Consider the following 16,982-nt stretch of genomic DNA (forward strand, 5'->3'; position numbering starts at 1 on the left):
GTCCGCAGGAGGCACGCCGTGTCGATCCATGTCGCATTGCACCATGTCACGCATTACCGCTACGACCGCGCGGTCGAACTCGGCCCACAGATTGTTCGCCTGCGTCCGGCGGCCCATAGCCGCACGCGGATTCTCTCCTATGCGCTGAAGGTCCAGCCCGAGCAGCACTTCATCAATTGGCAGCAGGATCCCCAGGGCAACTACCTGGCGCGCCTGGTCTTCCCGGAAAAGACCGACGAGCTGCGCATCGAAGTCGATCTGCTGGCGGAGATGGCGGTGTTCAATCCGTTCGACTTCTTCCTCGAACCCTATGCGGAGAAGATTCCCTTCGCCTACGCCGCCGATGAGCAGCGGGAACTGGCGCCTTACCTGGAAACCCTGCCGCTGACACCGAAGTTCAAGGCTTACCTTGAGGGCATCGACCGCACGCCGATGCCGGCGGTGGATTTCCTGGTGGGCCTGAACCAGCGTCTGAGCGAAGACATCGGCTACCTGATCCGCATGGAGCCGGGCGTGCAGACGCCCGAGCAGACCCTGGACAAGGCTTCCGGCTCCTGCCGCGACTCCGCCTGGCTGTTGGTGCAGCTGCTACGCAACCTGGGGCTGGCGGCGCGGTTTGTTTCCGGCTACCTGATCCAGCTGACCGCCGACGTCAAATCCCTCGACGGCCCGTCCGGCACCGAGGTGGATTTCACCGACCTGCATGCCTGGTGCGAGGTGTACCTGCCCGGCGCCGGCTGGATCGGCCTGGACGCCACCTCCGGGCTGTTTGCCGGGGAAGGCCATATCCCGTTGGCCTGCAGCCCCGATCCGTCCTCGGCGGCGCCGATCAGCGGCCTGGTGGAGCCTTGCGAATGCGAGTTCAGCCACCAGATGTCGGTGGAGCGGGTCTGGGAAGCGCCGCGGGTCACCAAGCCCTACACCGAAGAGCAATGGCTGGCGATCCAGGCCCTGGGCCGACAGATCGATGCCGATCTGTTGGAAGGCGACGTGCGCCTGACCATGGGCGGCGAACCGACCTTCGTTTCGATCGACGACCCGGATGGCGCCGAATGGAACACCGCGGCCCTCGGGCCGAACAAGCGCCGGCTGTCCGCCGAGCTGTTCCAGCGCATGCGCAACCACTACGCGCCCAAGGGCCTGGTGCATTTCGGCCAGGGCAAGTGGTACCCGGGCGAGCAACTGCCGCGCTGGTCGCTGAACTGCTACTGGCGCCGCGATGGTGTGCCGATCTGGCATAACGCCGCGCTGATTGCCGACGAACACGAAGACTACGGCGCCGACAGCGAACTGGCCGGGCGTTTCCTGGCCAGTGTCGCCGAACGCCTGAAGCTGCCGCCGCGCTTCGTGTTCCCGGCCTATGAAGACAATTTCTATTACCTGTGGCGCGAGGGCACCTTGCCGCAAAACGTCAGCGCCGAGGATTCGCGGCTGGCGGACGAACTGGAGCGGGCGCGCCTGCGCAAGGTCTTCAGCCAGGGCCTGGACAAGGTCATCGGCCAGGTCCTGCCGCTGGCCCGCACGGCCAAGGGCGACCAGTGGCAGAGCGGCCGTTGGTACCTGCGCGACAGCCATTGCCGGCTGGTGCCGGGGGATTCGCCCCTGGGGTATCGCCTGCCGCTGGCGTCCCAGCCCTGGGTGACGGCGGCGGAATACCCCTATGTGCACCCCACTGATCCGAACCAGGACCTGCCCGAGCTGCCGGACAGCGCGCAACTGCGTGAACATGGCGAGGCGGCCGAGGCCGATGAGCGGGTGCCGCAGATCGACCAGTCCGCCGACTGGCTGACCCGCACCGCGTTCTGTGCCGAGGCGCGGGGTGGGCGGTTGTACCTGTTCATGCCGCCCCTGGAGCGCCTGGAGGATTACCTGGAGCTGGTCAGCGCCATCGAGGCCACCGCCGAGGAGCTGCATTGCCCGGTGCTGCTGGAGGGCTACGAGCCGCCGAGCGATCCGCGCCTGAGCAACTTCCGCGTCACCCCCGATCCGGGCGTGATCGAGGTCAACGTGCAGCCGTCCGCCAGTTGGGACGAGCTGGTGGAGCGCACCGAATTCCTCTACGAGGAAGCCCGGCAGACCCGCCTGACCACCGAGAAATTCATGATCGACGGGCGCCACACCGGCACCGGCGGCGGCAACCACTTCGTGCTGGGCGGCGCGACGCCGGCGGATTCGCCCTTCCTGCGCCGGCCGGATCTGTTGCGCAGCCTGATCAGCTATTGGCACAACCATCCGTCGTTGTCCTATCTGTTCTCCGGGCTGTTCATCGGCCCGACCTCCCAGGCGCCGCGGGTCGACGAGGCACGCAACGATGCCTTGTACGAGCTGGAAATCGCCTTCGCGCAGATGCCCGAACCGGGCGAGGAGTGCCCGCCGTGGCTGGTCGACCGGTTGCTGCGCAACCTGCTGATCGATGTCACCGGCAACACCCACCGCGCCGAGTTCTGCATCGACAAGCTGTACTCGCCGGACGGCGCCACCGGGCGCCTGGGCCTGCTGGAACTGCGCGCCTTTGAAATGCCGCCCCATGCGCGCATGAGCCTGGCCCAGCAACTGTTGCTGCGGGCCTTGGTCGCGCGCTTCTGGCGCGAGCCCTATGCGCCAGCCAAGCTGGCGCGCTGGGGTACCGAGCTGCACGACCGCTTCCTGTTGCCGCACTTTATCGAGCAGGACTTCGCCGACGTCATAGTCGAGCTCAACGCCGCCGGCTATCCGCTGCGCGCCGAGTGGTTCGCCGCGCACCTGGAGTTTCGTTTCCCCAAGGTCGGCGATTACGCGGTCGGCGGGGTCGAACTGGAGCTGCGCCAGGCCCTGGAGCCTTGGCATGTGCTGGGGGAGGAGGGCTCCGCTGGCGGCACGGTGCGTTATGTCGACTCATCGCTGGAGCGTCTGCAGGTCAAGCTCACCGGGTTGGCGCCGCAGCGCTACCTGCTGACCTGCAACGGCGTCGCGGTGCCGCTGCAGCCTACCGGGCGGGTCGGGGAGTTTGTCGCTGGGGTGCGCTATCGGGCCTGGCAGCCCTTCAACTGCCTGCAACCGACCATCCCGGTGCATGCGCCCCTGGTGTTCGACCTGCTCGACACCTGGATGCAGCGCTCCCTGGGCGGTTGCCAGTACCACGTAGCCCACCCGGGCGGACGCAACTACGACAGCCTGCCGGTGAATGCCAACGAAGCCGAAAGCCGTCGCATGGCGCGCTTCTTCCGCCTGGGGCATAGCCCCGGCACCTTGTCGGTGCCGAGCCTGACGATCAACGACGAGTTGCCGATGACACTCGATTTGCGACGTTTCTAAAGCAGACGCGACGCCCGGATGTTTCGCATATCCGGGCGTCATGTGTCTGCGTTAATCTGACTTACCTTGCCGTCTGCCGAGTTCTCCATGCCTGACCTGCTTGACCACTACCCGCTGACGGCGGGTACCTACCACGAACTGCTCGACGCCAGCGGCGCGGTACGCCCGCACTGGCGCCGGCTGTTCGACCAGTTGCAGCGCAGCACGCCGGCGCAGTTGATGCAGCGCCAGGCCCTGCTGACCCGACAGATCCAGGAAAACGGCGTCACCTACAACGTTTATGCCGACCCCAAGGGCGCCGACCGGCCGTGGGAACTGGACCTGTTGCCCCATGTGATCGCCGCCGATGAATGGCAGCAGCTGTCCGCCGGGATCGCCCAGCGGGCGCGTTTGCTCAATGCGGTACTGGCCGACCTGTATGGCCCCCAGCGGCTGATCAGCGAAGGTCTGCTGCCGGCCGAACTGGTGTTTGGCCATAACAATTTTCTCTGGCCGTGCCAGGGCATCCAGCCGCCGGACGGCGCTTTCCTGCACCTGTACGCGGTGGACCTGGCGCGCACCCCGGACGGGCGCTGGTGGGTCACCGCCGACCGTACCCAGGCGCCCTCCGGTGCCGGCTACGCCCTGGAAAACCGCATGATCGTGTCCCGGGCCTTTCCGGACCTGTACCGCGACCTGCAGGTACAGCACCTGGCCGGCTTCTTCCGCACCCTGCAGGAAACCCTGGCCCGCCAGGCGCCCCGGGACGACGAAGCGCCACTGATCGTGCTGCTGACCCCGGGACGTTTCAACGAAAGCTATTTCGAGCACCTGTACCTGGCGCGCCAGCTTGGTTATCCGCTGGTGGAGGGCGGCGACCTGACGGTGCGCGACGCCACGGTCTACCTCAAGACCCTGAGCGGCCTGCGGCGGGTGCACGCGATCATGCGCCGGCTCGACGACGACTTCTGCGACCCGCTGGAACTGCGCACCGACTCGGCCCTTGGTGTGCCGGGGCTGCTGGAGGCGGTGCGGCGGGGCCGGGTGCTGGTGGCCAATGCCCTGGGCAGCGGCGTGCTGGAGTCGCCAGGCCTGCTGGGTTTCCTGCCGAAGATCAGCGAGCACCTGTTTGGCGAAGAGCTGATTCTGCCGTCCGTCGCCACCTGGTGGTGCGGCGAGGCGCCGGTGCTGGCCCAGGCCCTGGAAAAACTCCCGGAGCTGCTGATCAAGCCGGCGTTCCCGTCCCAGAGCTTTGCCCCCTTGTTCGGCCGCGACCTCTGCGAGAAAGAGCGCCAGGCCCTGGCCGAGCGCATGCGGGCGCGGCCGTATGCCTATGTCGCCCAGGAACTGGCGCAGCTGTCCCAGGCGCCGGTCTGGCAGGCCGAGGATGGCCAGCTGCAACCGCGGGCCATCGGCATGCGGGTGTATGCCGTGGCCAGCCGCGATGGTTACCGGGTGCTGCCGGGCGGCTTGACCCGGGTGGCCGCCGAGGCCGATGCCGAAGTGGTATCGATGCAGCGCGGCGGCGCCAGCAAGGACACCTGGGTGCTGGGCGAGCGTGCGCCCAGCGGCGAACAGTGGAAGGGCCAGCGGACCATCGGCGTGCATGAGCTGGTGCGGCGCGATCCGTACCTGCCGTCGCGGGTGGTGGAAAACCTGTTCTGGTTCGGCCGTTACTGCGAGCGTTGCGATGGCAGCGCGCGGTTGTTGCGGATCATGCTCGCGCGTTATATCGACGGCGATGACCCGCAGGCCTTGCAGGCGGCGGTCGACCTGGGCGAAAGCCTGATGTTGCTGCCGGACGAGGGGGAACTGCCCGAGCGGCTGTTGGCGGCCCTGCAGGGCGACGACTGGGCCTTCAGCCTGCGCTCCAACCTGCAGCGCCTGCAGTGGGCGGCGTCCCAGGTGCGCGGCAAGCTCTCGCGGGAAAACTGGCAGGCGCTGGTGGAGTTGCAGCGCGAAGCTCTGGCGCTGGAGGCCCGGGAGCCGGACTTCGGCGAATTGCTGGACTTCCTCAATCGCCTGGTGATGTCCCTGGCGGCGCTGTCGGGTTTTGCCCTGGACGACATGACCCGCGACGAAGGCTGGCGTTTTTTGATGATCGGCCGGCGTATCGAGCGCCTGCAGTTCCTCAGCAGCAGCCTGGCGGCCTTCCTGCGCAGCGCCACCACGTTCGACCAGGCCGGGCTGGAGTGGCTGCTGGAGCTGGGCAACAGCAGCATCACCTACCGTTCCCGCTACCTGGCGGTGGCGCAGTTGATCCCGGTGCTCGACCTGTTGCTGCTCGATGAGCAGAACCCCCACGCGGTGCTGTTCCAGCTGAAGCTGGTGACCCGGACCCTCAATCGCTTGAACGACGAGTTCGGTGTGCCGCGCGAGGCCGGCTTGCCCAAGCTGGTGGGGCGCTTGTCGCGCTTCGACCTGGGTTGCCTGGAAAACCCGCTGTTCGGCGAAGCCAGCGTGCGTGCGGCGCTTGAAGGCCTGGCCGACCTGTTGCAGGAAATCGCCGATGCCAGCGGGCAGGTCTCCGACCGCCTGGCGCTGCGGCATTTCGCCCATGTCGACGATGTCAGCCAACAAACGGTGTCCGTCTGATGAGCGCTCATTACCAGATCTTCCACGATACCCATTACCACTACGACAGCCCGGTTTCCCTGGCCCAGCAGCTGGCGCACCTGTGGCCGCGGGCCTGCGCCTGGCAGCATTGCAGCCAGCAGGAACTGCTGATCAGCCCCGACCCCACCACCCGCCGCGACGAGCTGGATGTGTTCGGCAACCCGCTGACCCGGCTGGCGTTCGAGCGCCCCCATGACGAACTGCTGGTCAATGCGCAACTGACGGTGGAGGTGCTGGCCCGGCCTGCGCTGGATTTCACCCGCTCATTGCCCTGGGACGCCACCCGCAGTGCGCTGACCTACAGCAGCCGGCCGTTGTCCGCGGCCTTGATGGAGGCGTGTCGTTACCGCTTCGAGTCGCCCTATGTGCACTTGAAGAAGAGCTTCGTCGATTTTTCCGAAAGCTGTTTCCCTGCCGGGCGCCCGTTGTTGCTCGGGGTACAGGCGTTGATGGAGAAGATCTTCAGCGAGTTCACCTTCGATGCCGAAGCCACTCAGGTGGCGACGCCGCTGGTGGAGGTGCTGGAGCGGCGGCGCGGGGTCTGCCAGGACTTCGCCCACCTGATGCTGGCGTGTTTGCGCTCTCGCGGTTTGGCGGCGCGTTATGTCAGCGGCTACCTGCTGACCCAACCGCCACCGGGGCAGCCACGCCTGATCGGCGCGGACGCCTCCCATGCCTGGGTTTCGGTGTTCTGCCCGGTACTCGGCTGGGTCGATTTCGACCCGACCAACAACGTGCAGCCGGCACTGGAACACATCACCCTGGCCTGGGGCCGGGACTTTTCCGACGTCTCGCCGCTGCGCGGGGTGATTCTCGGCGGCGGCAGCCACGACCCGGAAGTGCGGGTGACGGTGATGCCACTGAATGAACGGATCTCTCTGTAGCCGCTGCCGCAGGCTGCGATAAGGTTCGCAGAATCGTCCTGCGGCCTCAAAAACACGGCCGCTACGCACCCGGGCGCAGCCTTCGGCAGCGGCTACAGGTTTTACAGGAGTGGCTTATGTTCCCGGTATCGATCAAGGGTGTGCTGCAATCCCCCGAAGGATTGGTGGTGCTGATGCTCAACGAGCGTGACGAGTGGGAGCTGCCCGGCGGGCGGATCGAGCTGGGGGAGACGGCGCCGCAATGCCTGGCGCGGGAGATCGAGGAAGAGCTGGACGTGCAGGTGGCGGTGGCGGAGCCGCTGGATTCGTACCTGTTCGAGGTCATCCCCGGCAAGCATGTCTTTATCTCGACCTATCGCTGCCGGCTCCTGGGCGGTTTTGTGCCGACCATCAGCCACGAGCACAAGGAAATCGGTCTGTTCGCAGCCGACCAGCTACCGGCCAACCTGCCACAGGGTTATCGCGATTCGATTGTCAAAGCGTTGGGTATCCGAGGGTCGGTAATGGATAGCCGACCCCAGATCCCGAGGGCCTGACAGGAGTATCAGGCCTGGCGGGTCTCAGGCTTTGGGGGCCTGATCGTCTACTGCATTGGCGTCGTCGACGGCCACTTCGTCTTCTGTATCCGGGCTCGGTGCGCCGGCTTCTTCAGCGGCCGCTTTCTTGCGTTGCAGCTTTTCCTCTTTCTTCTGCTCCTTTGCCAGGTCTCGCTGACGTTTGGCGAAGGAGTAATTGGGTTTAGCCATGGGCGATCCTCTGGGGTCGAAGGTGAGGTTGAGCGGCGCGTATTCTGCCTTGTATCGGGGGCCGGCGGTTAATCGGGTTTTTGCTCGGCCCATTTGGGGGCGACCGTGGGTTGCCAGGCCTCCAGCGCATCCAGCAGTTTGCGCGGCGAATCGCTCACTTGCAGCATGTCACGGTGCGGGGCGCGAACGAAGCCTTCGCCGACGATGTGATCGAGAAAACCCGTGAGTTTCTCGTAGAAGCCATTCACTTCCAGCAACCCCAGGGGCTTGGCGTGATAGCCCAGCTGGCCCCAGGTCCAGACCTCGAACAACTCTTCCAGGGTGCCCAGGCCACCCGGCAGCGCGATAAAGGCATCGCTCAGCTCGGCCATGCGTGCCTTGCGGGCGTGCATGCCGTCGACCACCTCCAGGCGCGTCAGGCCCGGATGGCCGATTTCCTTGTCCTTGAGGCTCTGGGGAATGATGCCGATGACTTCACCTCCGGCCGCCAGGGCCGCGTCGGCGACTAGGCCCATCAGGCCGACAGCGCCACCGCCATAGACCAGGGTCAGTTTGCGTTCGGCCAGATGGCGCCCGAGGGCTTCGGCGGCCTCGCGGTAGGCCGGGTTGGTGCCGGTGCTGGCACCGCAGAACACGCATACAGACGTTAAAGACATGCCTTACTCCATGGTCGGTGAGGGCCACAGAGTAATGGCTGGTCGGCCGCGCTCCAAGGGTCAATCCTCGCGGCGGGGGCTTTCATAGGTGCCGCTGGCGCCACAGGCGTAGGCGGCGAGCAGGCTGCGGAACAGGCTGTTGAGGTGCATGGCAGACACTCCGATAGTGATGTGCGCCGAGCATAGATCCGCGGCCGTTGGCTGGCTGTTTGATTCTCTCGATCAAGCCGATAGCGCAAAGTTGTATACAATTTCTTGATTTGAATCATAGGAACTTGTGAAAAATTCAGGCAGTCTTCACCCTCATGGATTCAGATGGATTTTGTTAACCCTGCCTTGGAGATTCACCATGTTTGCCAAACTCGTTGCGGTATCCCTGTTGACACTGGCCAGCAGCCAGCTGATGGCCGCCGAATGCAAGGTCGATGTCGACTCTACCGACCAGATGTCCTTCAACACGAAGGAAATCACCATCGACAAGAGCTGCAAGACCTTCACCGTGAACCTGACCCATTCCGGCAGCCTGCCGAAGAACGTCATGGGCCATAACTGGGTGCTGAGCAAAAGCGCGGACATGGCCGGCATCGCGACCGACGGCATGGCTGCCGGCATCGACAAGGACTACCTGAAGCCAGGCGACAGCCGCGTCATCGCCCACACCAAGATCATCGGCTCTGGCGAAAAAGACTCGGTGACTTTCGACGTGTCGAAGCTGACCGCGGGCGAAAGCTACGAGTTCTTCTGCTCGTTCCCGGGCCACAACTCGATGATGAAAGGCGCCGTGGTGCTGAAGTGATCGGTTGATTCCGAGTGAAAAAAAGCGCCCTTCGGGGCGCTTTTTTGTGGGCGGGCGGTTGCGGGCAAGCCTGGCTCCCACAAGCTTTTGCAGGAGCGAAGCTTGCTCGCGATAACGCCAGCCCGGCCAACACACAACAAAAAGCCCGCCGAGGATTTCCCGCGGCGGGCTTTTGCGTCACCTCATCACCTCAAGGCGCGAACGGCATCACACGTTTGTGATGGGTCTTGTTGTAAGTGTTGCAGATGATCTTGAACGCTTCCTCGCGTACCGGCTGGCCGTGGAGGAAGGCGTCGATCTCGGCGTAGGTCACGCCGTGGGAGGCTTCATCCGGCTTGCCGGGAGACAGGTCTTCGAGGTCGGCGGTAGGGATCTTCTCCACCAGCGACTCCGGCGCGCCGAAATGCCGGGCAACGGCGCGCACCTGGTTCTTCACCAGCCCGCTCAGCGGCGCCAGGTCGCAGGCGCCGTCGCCGAACTTGGTGAAGAAGCCCATCACCGCTTCGGCGGCGTGGTCGGTGCCGATCACCAGGCCGTGGGCGGCACCGGCGATGGTGTACTGCGCGACCATGCGCATGCGCGCCTTGGTATTGCCGAGCACGAAGTCCCGGGTTACCGCCTGATGGCCTTCGAAGGCCGCCACTTCATTGGCCAGGGACTTGACCGCCGGCCCGATGTTCACAGTGTGGCGCTCGTCGGGTTCGATGAAGTCCACCGAGGCCTGGGCATCGTGCTCGTCGAACTGCACGTCGTACGGCAGGCGCACGGCGATGAAACGATAGCCCTGGTCGCCGCTGCTGGCGCGCAGTTCGCGCACCGCCCGCTGGGCCAGCAGGCCCGCGGTCAGGGAGTCGACGCCACCGCTGATGCCCAGTACCAGGGTCTTGAGCCCGGAATTGAGCAGGCATTGCTGGATGAACGCGACCCGCCGGGCGACTTCTGCCTCGAGATCGGCCTGGTCCTTGAAAGGGGGTTGGACCTTGAGCTGTTCAGCAATCTCACGCTGTACGGCTTGCATGATTCACTCCTTGCTTGATGTGCCAGAAAGGGCGGCAGGTACTTGGAAAACGTGGCGCAGATAAGCGACGAAGTTGGGATCCTTGCAATGGGTCTTGCCCGCTTCGTCGGATATCTTGGCGACGGGCTGGCCATTGCAGGCGGCCATTTTAAGCACGATGCTCATCGGCTCGACACCGGGAATATCGCACGTCAGGTTGGTGCCGATACCGAAGCTGACATTGATCCGACCACGCAGCGCGCGAAAAATCTCCAGGGACTTGGGCAGCGTCAGACTGTCGGAGAACACCAGGGTCTTGCTCATCGGCTCGATGCCCAGTTTCAGGTAATGGGCGATAGCCTTTTCCGCCCAGACGATCGGATCGCCCGAGTCGTGGCGCAAACCGTCGAACAGCTTGGCGAAATACAGATCGAAATCGTTGAGGAAGGCGTCGGTGGTGATGCAGTCGGTCAGGGCGATCCCCAGCAGGCCACGGTATTCGCGGACCCAGCAGTCGAGGGCGGCGATCTGGCTGTCGATCAGCCGCGGCCCCAGTTGCTGGTGGGCCATGATCCACTCATGGGCCATGGTGCCCAGGGGTTTCATGTCCAGCTCGCGGGACAGGTGCACGTTGCTGGTGCCGACGAAACGCCCGGGGAAGTCGTGCTTGAGCACGTTCACCACTTCTTCCTGGACCCGGTACGAGAAGCGCCGACGGGTGCCGAAGTCGGCCACTTGCAGGTGCGACAATTCGTCGGCGCTGGCGTTGGCGCTCAGCCAGTCGAACTTGCGATACAACTGTTCGCGGGCCTGTTCCAGGACGACTTCGCGGTAGCGATAGCGGTTACGCACCTCGCTGACGATCGCCAGCATCGGCACTTCGAACAGGATCACGTGCAGCCAGGGCCCACGCAGGCGGATGAACAGCTCGCCGTTCTCGATACCGGTATGCACATAGCGCAGGTTGAAGCGGAACAGCCCGAGAAAGCGCAGGAAGTCCGGTTTCAGGAAGCTGATGCGCTCCAGAAAGCTCAACTGGTCGGCGCTCAGGCTCAGGTCGGCCAGGCGCTCGAACTGATAGCGGATCTCCGCCAGATAAGGGCGCAGGTCCTCGCTGTTGCGGCAGCGGAATTCCCATTCGACTTCCACATTGGGGTAGTTGTGCAGCACCGCCTGCATCATGGTTAGTTTGTAGAAGTCGGTGTCGAGCAGGTTCTGCACGATGCGATCGGCAAACACACTCTCGCTCATAACGGGAATCTCCATGCTGGCCACGATGAAGGACGTGGCTTTCCAGCTTGTTCAATGAAGGCAGTAGTGGCGCATATCCGCTGTGGGTTTTGCCAGCGTTTTTTGCTTGGGGACGATGTCGAGGCTGATGGTCTCATCGCGGGCAAGCCTCGCTCCTACAGATACGGCGTTGCTGGGTAGGAGCGAGGCTTGCCCGCGATAGCGCCCGTGCGGCCTGCATCCGTCCCGGATCAGGTCGGCGTCGGGCTGTCGATCTGCTCCAGCATCCAGCGTACGAACTCCCGTACCTTGGGCACTTCGGCCGCATGTTCAGGGTAGGCCAGGTAGTAGGCATCGTGGCTGGGCATCGCGTAGTCCCAGGCCAGCACCAGCTTGCCCTCGGCCAGCTCTTCCTCCACCAGGAACCGCGGCAGCAGGGCGACGCCGCAGCCGACCTGGGCGGCCCGGATGCACATGTAGAAGGTTTCGAAGCGCGGACCATGATAGCTGTGCTCGGTGTGGTAACCCTGGCTGTCGAACCAGTCATGCCAGGCCTGCGGCCGCGAGGCCAGTTGCAGCAGCACCAGTTCGGCCAGTTGCGTCGGGTCGGTGAACGGCTTGTCCGGCAGGCTACCGGGCGCGCAGACCGCCACCAGCTCTTCGCCGAACAACTTCAGGCACTCGGTGCCGGGGCGCGAGCCCTGGCCGAAATAGAACGCCATGTCGCTGCGGCCTTGCAGCAGGTCGTCGGCTTCCTGTTCGTTGCACAGGTCCAGGTGGATCTGCGGATGGCGCAGGCGCCAGCCCTTGAGACGCGGCACCAGCCAGCGCGCGCCGAAGGTCGACGGGGTGGACACCCGCAGGACTTCGGTTTCGCCACCGTAGGAACGCAGGTAATGGGTCGACATCTCGATCTGCGAGAGGATCTTGCGCACCTCCACCAGGTACAGATCGCCGGCCGGGGTCAGTTGCAGGCGCCGGCGTACCCGGCGAAACAGCAGGTGCTGCAGGAGTTCTTCCAGCTGCGCGACCTGCTTGCTGACCGCGCTCTGGGTCAGGTTCAGTTCCTCGGCGGCGCGGGTGAAGCTCAGGTGCCGGGTGACGGCCTCGAAACACTGCAGGGCGGTGATCGAGGGCAGGTAGCGTTTGTTCAGCATCGAGGGTTCCTTGTTCTTGTCTCGGCTGCGCAGCATGAATAAACGGAATGATATCTCGCCTAATCGTCGTTTGTTGGCAAGTCTCGGGCCGGCTACAACTACAGATCTGAATAGCCGTGTCAGCGGCTGCGATTTTTTGCTTTCCATCTGTAAGGAGTGACCCATGGTTGCCGCATTGCTTGATCGTCTTGGTGTGAACCCGGCCCTGTATCAATCGGGCAAGCAGCCCGTGCATTCGCCGATCGACGGCAGCCGCATCGCCTCCGTGAACTGGCAGGGCGCGGCCGAGGTGGAACAGCAGGTCAGTCGCGCGGAGCATGCATTCGAGCTGTGGCGCAAGGTGCCGGCACCGCGTCGCGGCGAGCTGGTGCGCCAGTTCGGCGAAGTGCTGCGCGAATACAAGGCCGACCTTGGTGAGCTGGTGTCCTGGGAAGCCGGCAAGATCACCCAGGAAGGCCTGGGCGAAGTGCAGGAAATGATCGACATCTGCGACTTCGCGGTCGGCCTGTCGCGCCAGCTGTACGGCCTGACCATCGCCTCCGAGCGCCCAGGCCATCACATGCGCGAAACCTGGCACCCGCTGGGCATCGTCGGGGTGATCAGCGCGTTCAACTTCCCGGTCGCGGTCTGGGCCTGGAACACCACCCTGGCGCTGGTCTGCGGCAACCCGGTGATCTGGAAACCCTCGGAAAAGACCCCGCTGACCGCCCTGGCCTGCCAGGCGTTGTTCGAGCGCGTGCTGAAGAACTTCAGCGATGCCCCCGAATACCTGAGCCAGGTGATCATCGGTGGGCGCGACGCCGGCGAAGCGCTGGTGGACGACCCGCGCGTGGCCCTGATCAGTGCCACCGGCAGCACCCGCATGGGCCGCGAAGTGGCGCCGAAAGTCGCCGCGCGTTTCGCCCGCAGCATCCTCGAACTGGGCGGCAACAACGCGATGATCCTGGGACCGAGCGCCGATCTGGACATGGCCGTGCGCGCCATCCTGTTCAGCGCCGTCGGTACCGCCGGCCAGCGTTGCACGACATTGCGCCGGCTGATTGCCCATGAATCGGTGAAGGAAGAAATCGTCACCCGCCTCAAGGCCGCCTATTCCAAGGTGCGCATCGGCCATCCGCTGCAAGGCAACCTGGTCGGCCCGCTGATCGACAAGCACAGCTTCGACAACATGCAGGATGCGCTGGAGCAGGCCCTGAGCGAGGGCGGCCGGGTGTTCGGCGGCAAGCGCCAGCTGGAAGACCAGTTCCCCAACGCTTATTACGTGTCGCCGGCGATCGTCGAGATGCCGGAGCAGAGCGACGTGGTGTGCAGCGAGACCTTCGCGCCGATTCTCTACGTGGTGGGCTACAGCGATTTCGCCGAGGCGCTGCGCCTGAACAATGCCGTGCCGCAAGGCCTGTCGTCCTGCATCTTCACCACCGATGTGCGTGAGGCCGAGCAGTTCATGTCGGCGGTGGGCAGCGACTGCGGCATCGCCAACGTCAACATCGGCCCCAGCGGCGCGGAAATCGGCGGCGCCTTCGGTGGCGAGAAAGAAACCGGCGGCGGCCGCGAATCCGGTTCCGATGCCTGGCGCGCCTATATGCGCCGGCAGACCAACACCGTGAACTACTCGCTGGAGTTGCCATTGGCCCAAGGCATCAGTTTTGAGTAGCAGCGGCAAGCTGCAAGCCACAAGCTGCAAGTGAGATTGCTTGCAGCTTGTGGCTTGTAGCTGACCGCTGCTCCGCAAGGAGCTCCTATGTCGTTACGCGAAGAATGCCTGTGGGAAAAACTGACGCCGCAAAGGCCTGACAATGCCCCGCTCAAGGGCGAGGTCACGGTGGATGTCTGCGTGATCGGCGCGGGCTTTACCGGCCTGTCGGCCGCCGTGCACCTGCTGGAGCAGGGCAAGAGAGTCTGTGTACTGGAAGCCCATCGCACCGGTCACGGTGGTTCGGGGCGCAATGTGGGGCTGGTGAACGCGGGGATGTGGATCCCACCGGACGAGATCGAAGCCGGTTTCGGCGAGGCGGTCGGCAGCCAGCTCAACCGCATGCTGGGGGCGGCGCCGGCCCTGGTGTTCAGCTTGATCGACAAATACCGCATCGATTGCCAGCTGCGCCGCGAAGGCACCTTGCACATGGCGCACAACGCCCGGGGCGAGGCCGACCTGCGCAGCCGGGAAGCCCAGTGGAAGCGCCGGGGCGCGCCGGTCGAGCTGTTGACCGGGGCGGCCTGTGAAACCGCCACCGGCACCCGGAAGATCGCCGCCGCCTTGCTCGATCGCCGGGCCGGCACGGTCAATCCGATGGCCTATGTCAGTGGCCTGGCCAAGGCCACGGTCGACCTGGGGGGCCAGATGTTCGACCACTCGCCGGTGACCCGTCTCGAACGCCAGGGCCGGCGCTGGTCGGTGCAGACCGCGCAGGGCTCGATGCTGGCCGAGCAAGTGGTGATTGCCTCCAATGCCTACACCGAGGGCGACTGGACCGAGTTGCGGCGCAATTTTTTCCCCGGTTACTACTACCAGGTCGCCTCCAGGCCGCTGACCGAGGACGCCGCGCAGCGGATCCTGCCGGGTGGCCAGGGCTCCTGGGACACCCGCCAGGTGCTCAGCAGCATTCGCCGGGACGCCGACGGTCGCCTGCTGCTGGGCAGCCTGGGCAATGGCAACCAGAAGCCGGCCTGGTTCCTCAAGGCCTGGGCCGACCGGGTGCAGCAGCATTATTTCCCCTACCTGAAAACGGTGGAGTGGGAGTGCACCTGGACCGGTTGCATCGCCTTTACCCCCGATCACCTGATGCGCCTGTTCGAGCCGGCGCCCGGTCTGGTGGCCGTCACTGGCTACAACGGCCGGGGCGTGACCACCGGCACCGTGGTCGGCAAGGCGTTCGCCGATTACCTGTGTAACGGAAATCCTCAGGCCTTGCCGATTCCCTTCGCCCCGATGCAGCCCCTGGCCGGCGTGGGCTTGCGCAGTTGCCTGTACGAGGCCGGGTTCTCGCTGTATCACGCGGGCCAGTGCCTGCGCATCGTTATCTGACGGAGGAAATATGTTGCACGGTGCGGCGCTTTTCGGCGCAGCGACTAGCCTGTAGTGGTGCGGGGCGTAGCAGTCTCGCACCAGTAGTGTGCAGTTCGGTTACGTAGGCTGTTACAGGCTGGTTGCACGTTGATTTGCGCCGCGGTTGCAATGATGGCGCAGGCGGGTTGCGCCTGATGTTTTGTAGGGTTTCACCTTCCGCGGTTTAGACGGTTGCACGCCCAATAAAAAAGGGCTCGAAACAGTCGAAATAACAATAAAAGAGCGACTTTTTTCAGAATAAAAAACCAATGGCACGGCCCTTGCTCTGAGCATTCGGTGAAGTCGCAGTGCCAACTAAAAAAACCTTGGAGCACCACCTCATGTCCCAGACGTTTTACAAGAAAGGCTTTCTGGCCCTCGCAGTGGCAGCTGCGTTGGGCGTTTCTGCGTTTGCTCAGGCCGACCTCAAGATCGGCGTAGCGGGTCCCATGACAGGCGCCAACGCGGCATTTGGCGAGCAGTACATGAAGGGTGCACAGGCAGCGGCTGACGAAATCAACGCCAAGGGCGGCGTCAACGGCGAGAAGATCGTCCTGGTCAAGGGCGACGATGCCTGCGAACCGAAACAGGCTGTGGCCGTAGCCAACCGCCTGGTCGACCAGGACAAGGTGATCGGCGTGGTCGGGCACTTCTGCTCCTCCAACACCATTCCCGCTTCCGAGGTGTACGACGAAGCTGGCGTGATCGCCATCACCCCGGGCTCCACCAACCCGCAGGTCACCGAGCGTGGCCTCTCCGCCATGTTCCGCATGTGCGGGCGTGACGACCAGCAGGGCATCGTCGCCGGCGACTACATCGTCGACGTGCTCAAGGGCAAGAAAGTCGTGGTGCTGCACGACAAGGACACCTACGGCCAGGGCCTGGCGGACGCCACCAAGGCACAGCTGAGCAAGCGCGGCGTGACGCCGGTGCTGTACGAAGGCCTGACCCGTGGCGAAAAAGACTTCAGCGCCGTGGTCACCAAGATCCGCGCCGCCGGTGCCGATGTCGTCTACTTCGGCGGCCTGCACCCGGAAGCCGGCCCGCTGGTCCGCCAACTGCGCGAGCAGGGCCTGAAAGACGTCAAGTTCATGTCCGACGACGGTATCGTCACCGACGAACTGGTGACTACCGCTGGCGGCCCGCAGTACGTCGACGGTGTGTACATGACCTTCGGCGCCGACCCACGCCTGCTGCCGGACAGCAAGACCGTGGTCGACGCTTTCCGCAAGGCCGGCACCGAGCCTGAAGGCTACACCCTGTATGCCTACGCGTCGGTCCAGGCCCTGGCTGCCGGCTTCAACGGCGCCAAATCCAACAAGGGCGAAGACGCCGCCAAGTGGCTCAAGGCCAACCCGGTGAAAACCGTGATGGGCGAGAAGACCTGGGACGCCAAGGGCGACCTGAAAGTCTCCGACTACGTGGTTTACCAGTGGGACAAGGACGGCAAATACCACCAGCTGGAAAAACAGAAGTGACATGAGCGTCCGGGCAGGCCGGCTCATCCTCCAGGGGAGGGCGCAGGCCTGCCGCATGCGTGTCCGTGCAGTACCTGTCTTTTCTCGTAGAGCTGCACAACTG

The 16,982-nt window shown here is 64.5% G+C and carries 13 protein-coding genes; 8 read left to right on the forward strand and 5 right to left on the reverse strand.

Annotated features, from left to right (window positions below; all coding sequences use genetic code 11):
• Positions 1-18: 18 nt before the first annotated feature.
• The 4 genes from DK261_RS01465 (at position 19) to DK261_RS01480 (ending at position 7,309) form a co-directional block, all read left to right on the forward strand.
• Complete coding sequence (locus DK261_RS01465) at positions 19-3,294, forward strand: DUF2126 domain-containing protein (RefSeq protein ID WP_016704519.1); 3,276 nt, start codon at positions 19-21, stop codon at positions 3,292-3,294.
• A gap of 87 nt (positions 3,295-3,381) precedes the next feature.
• Positions 3,382-5,868 (forward strand): circularly permuted type 2 ATP-grasp protein, encoded by a 2,487-nt coding sequence (locus tag DK261_RS01470; RefSeq protein ID WP_110175177.1) that lies wholly within the window; start codon positions 3,382-3,384, stop codon positions 5,866-5,868.
• The gene (locus tag DK261_RS01475) at positions 5,868-6,773 is read left to right on the forward strand and encodes a transglutaminase family protein (protein ID WP_038630470.1); all 906 of its coding nucleotides are present in this window, start codon (positions 5,868-5,870) and stop codon (positions 6,771-6,773) included. Before DK261_RS01470 ends, DK261_RS01475 begins: the two co-directional genes overlap by 1 nt.
• Before the next feature lie 116 nt (positions 6,774-6,889).
• Positions 6,890-7,309, forward strand: coding sequence for an NUDIX domain-containing protein (locus DK261_RS01480; RefSeq protein WP_053268103.1), 420 nt, complete (start codon positions 6,890-6,892; stop codon positions 7,307-7,309).
• Between the two features lie 24 nt (positions 7,310-7,333).
• Here DK261_RS01480 and DK261_RS01485 read toward each other — a convergent pair whose 3' ends face one another.
• Together DK261_RS01485 and DK261_RS01490 are read right to left on the reverse strand one after the other, a co-directional pair.
• On the reverse strand, positions 7,334-7,519 hold the full coding sequence (locus DK261_RS01485) for a hypothetical protein (protein ID WP_009046705.1): 186 nt from the start codon (positions 7,517-7,519) through the stop codon (positions 7,334-7,336).
• Between the two features lie 68 nt (positions 7,520-7,587).
• On the reverse strand, positions 7,588-8,175 hold the full coding sequence (locus DK261_RS01490; protein ID WP_009046706.1) for a TIGR00730 family Rossman fold protein: 588 nt from the start codon (positions 8,173-8,175) through the stop codon (positions 7,588-7,590).
• A gap of 349 nt (positions 8,176-8,524) precedes the next feature.
• Between DK261_RS01490 and azu the strand changes: the two genes are divergently transcribed.
• Positions 8,525-8,971, forward strand: a complete 447-nt coding sequence (gene azu / locus DK261_RS01495; protein WP_009046707.1) for an azurin — start codon at positions 8,525-8,527, stop codon at positions 8,969-8,971.
• A gap of 190 nt (positions 8,972-9,161) precedes the next feature.
• On the opposite strand, the gene nadE is transcribed toward azu, so the two are convergent.
• The 3 genes from nadE to DK261_RS01510 all read right to left on the reverse strand — a co-directional run bounded on the left by nadE (position 9,162) and on the right by DK261_RS01510 (position 12,355).
• Positions 9,162-9,989 (reverse strand): ammonia-dependent NAD(+) synthetase, encoded by an 828-nt coding sequence (gene nadE / locus DK261_RS01500; RefSeq protein WP_016704116.1) that lies wholly within the window; start codon positions 9,987-9,989, stop codon positions 9,162-9,164.
• A 3-nt stretch (positions 9,990-9,992) separates the two neighbouring features.
• A complete protein-coding gene (gene pncB / locus DK261_RS01505) occupies positions 9,993-11,219 on the reverse strand; it encodes a nicotinate phosphoribosyltransferase (protein ID WP_009046709.1) in 1,227 nt (408 codons plus the stop codon).
• A gap of 230 nt (positions 11,220-11,449) precedes the next feature.
• A complete protein-coding gene (locus DK261_RS01510) occupies positions 11,450-12,355 on the reverse strand; it encodes a LysR family transcriptional regulator (protein WP_081362828.1) in 906 nt (301 codons plus the stop codon).
• A 163-nt stretch (positions 12,356-12,518) separates the two neighbouring features.
• Between DK261_RS01510 and DK261_RS01515 the strand changes: the two genes are divergently transcribed.
• The 3 genes from DK261_RS01515 (at position 12,519) to DK261_RS01525 (ending at position 16,879) form a co-directional block, all read left to right on the forward strand.
• Positions 12,519-14,009: an aldehyde dehydrogenase family protein gene (locus DK261_RS01515; protein WP_016704115.1), complete on the forward strand. Its 1,491-nt coding sequence runs from the start codon at positions 12,519-12,521 to the stop codon at positions 14,007-14,009.
• Positions 14,010-14,096: 87 nt separating this feature from the next.
• The gene (locus DK261_RS01520; protein WP_110175178.1) at positions 14,097-15,380 is read left to right on the forward strand and encodes an FAD-binding oxidoreductase; all 1,284 of its coding nucleotides are present in this window, start codon (positions 14,097-14,099) and stop codon (positions 15,378-15,380) included.
• 362 nt (positions 15,381-15,742) lie between these two features.
• Complete coding sequence (locus DK261_RS01525) at positions 15,743-16,879, forward strand: branched-chain amino acid ABC transporter substrate-binding protein (RefSeq protein WP_009046713.1); 1,137 nt, start codon at positions 15,743-15,745, stop codon at positions 16,877-16,879.
• Positions 16,880-16,982 lie beyond the last annotated feature (103 nt).

This window comes from Pseudomonas sp. RW409, from assembly GCF_003184125.1.
GTDB classification, from domain to species: Bacteria; Pseudomonadota; Gammaproteobacteria; order Pseudomonadales; family Pseudomonadaceae; genus Aquipseudomonas; species Aquipseudomonas chlororaphis_I.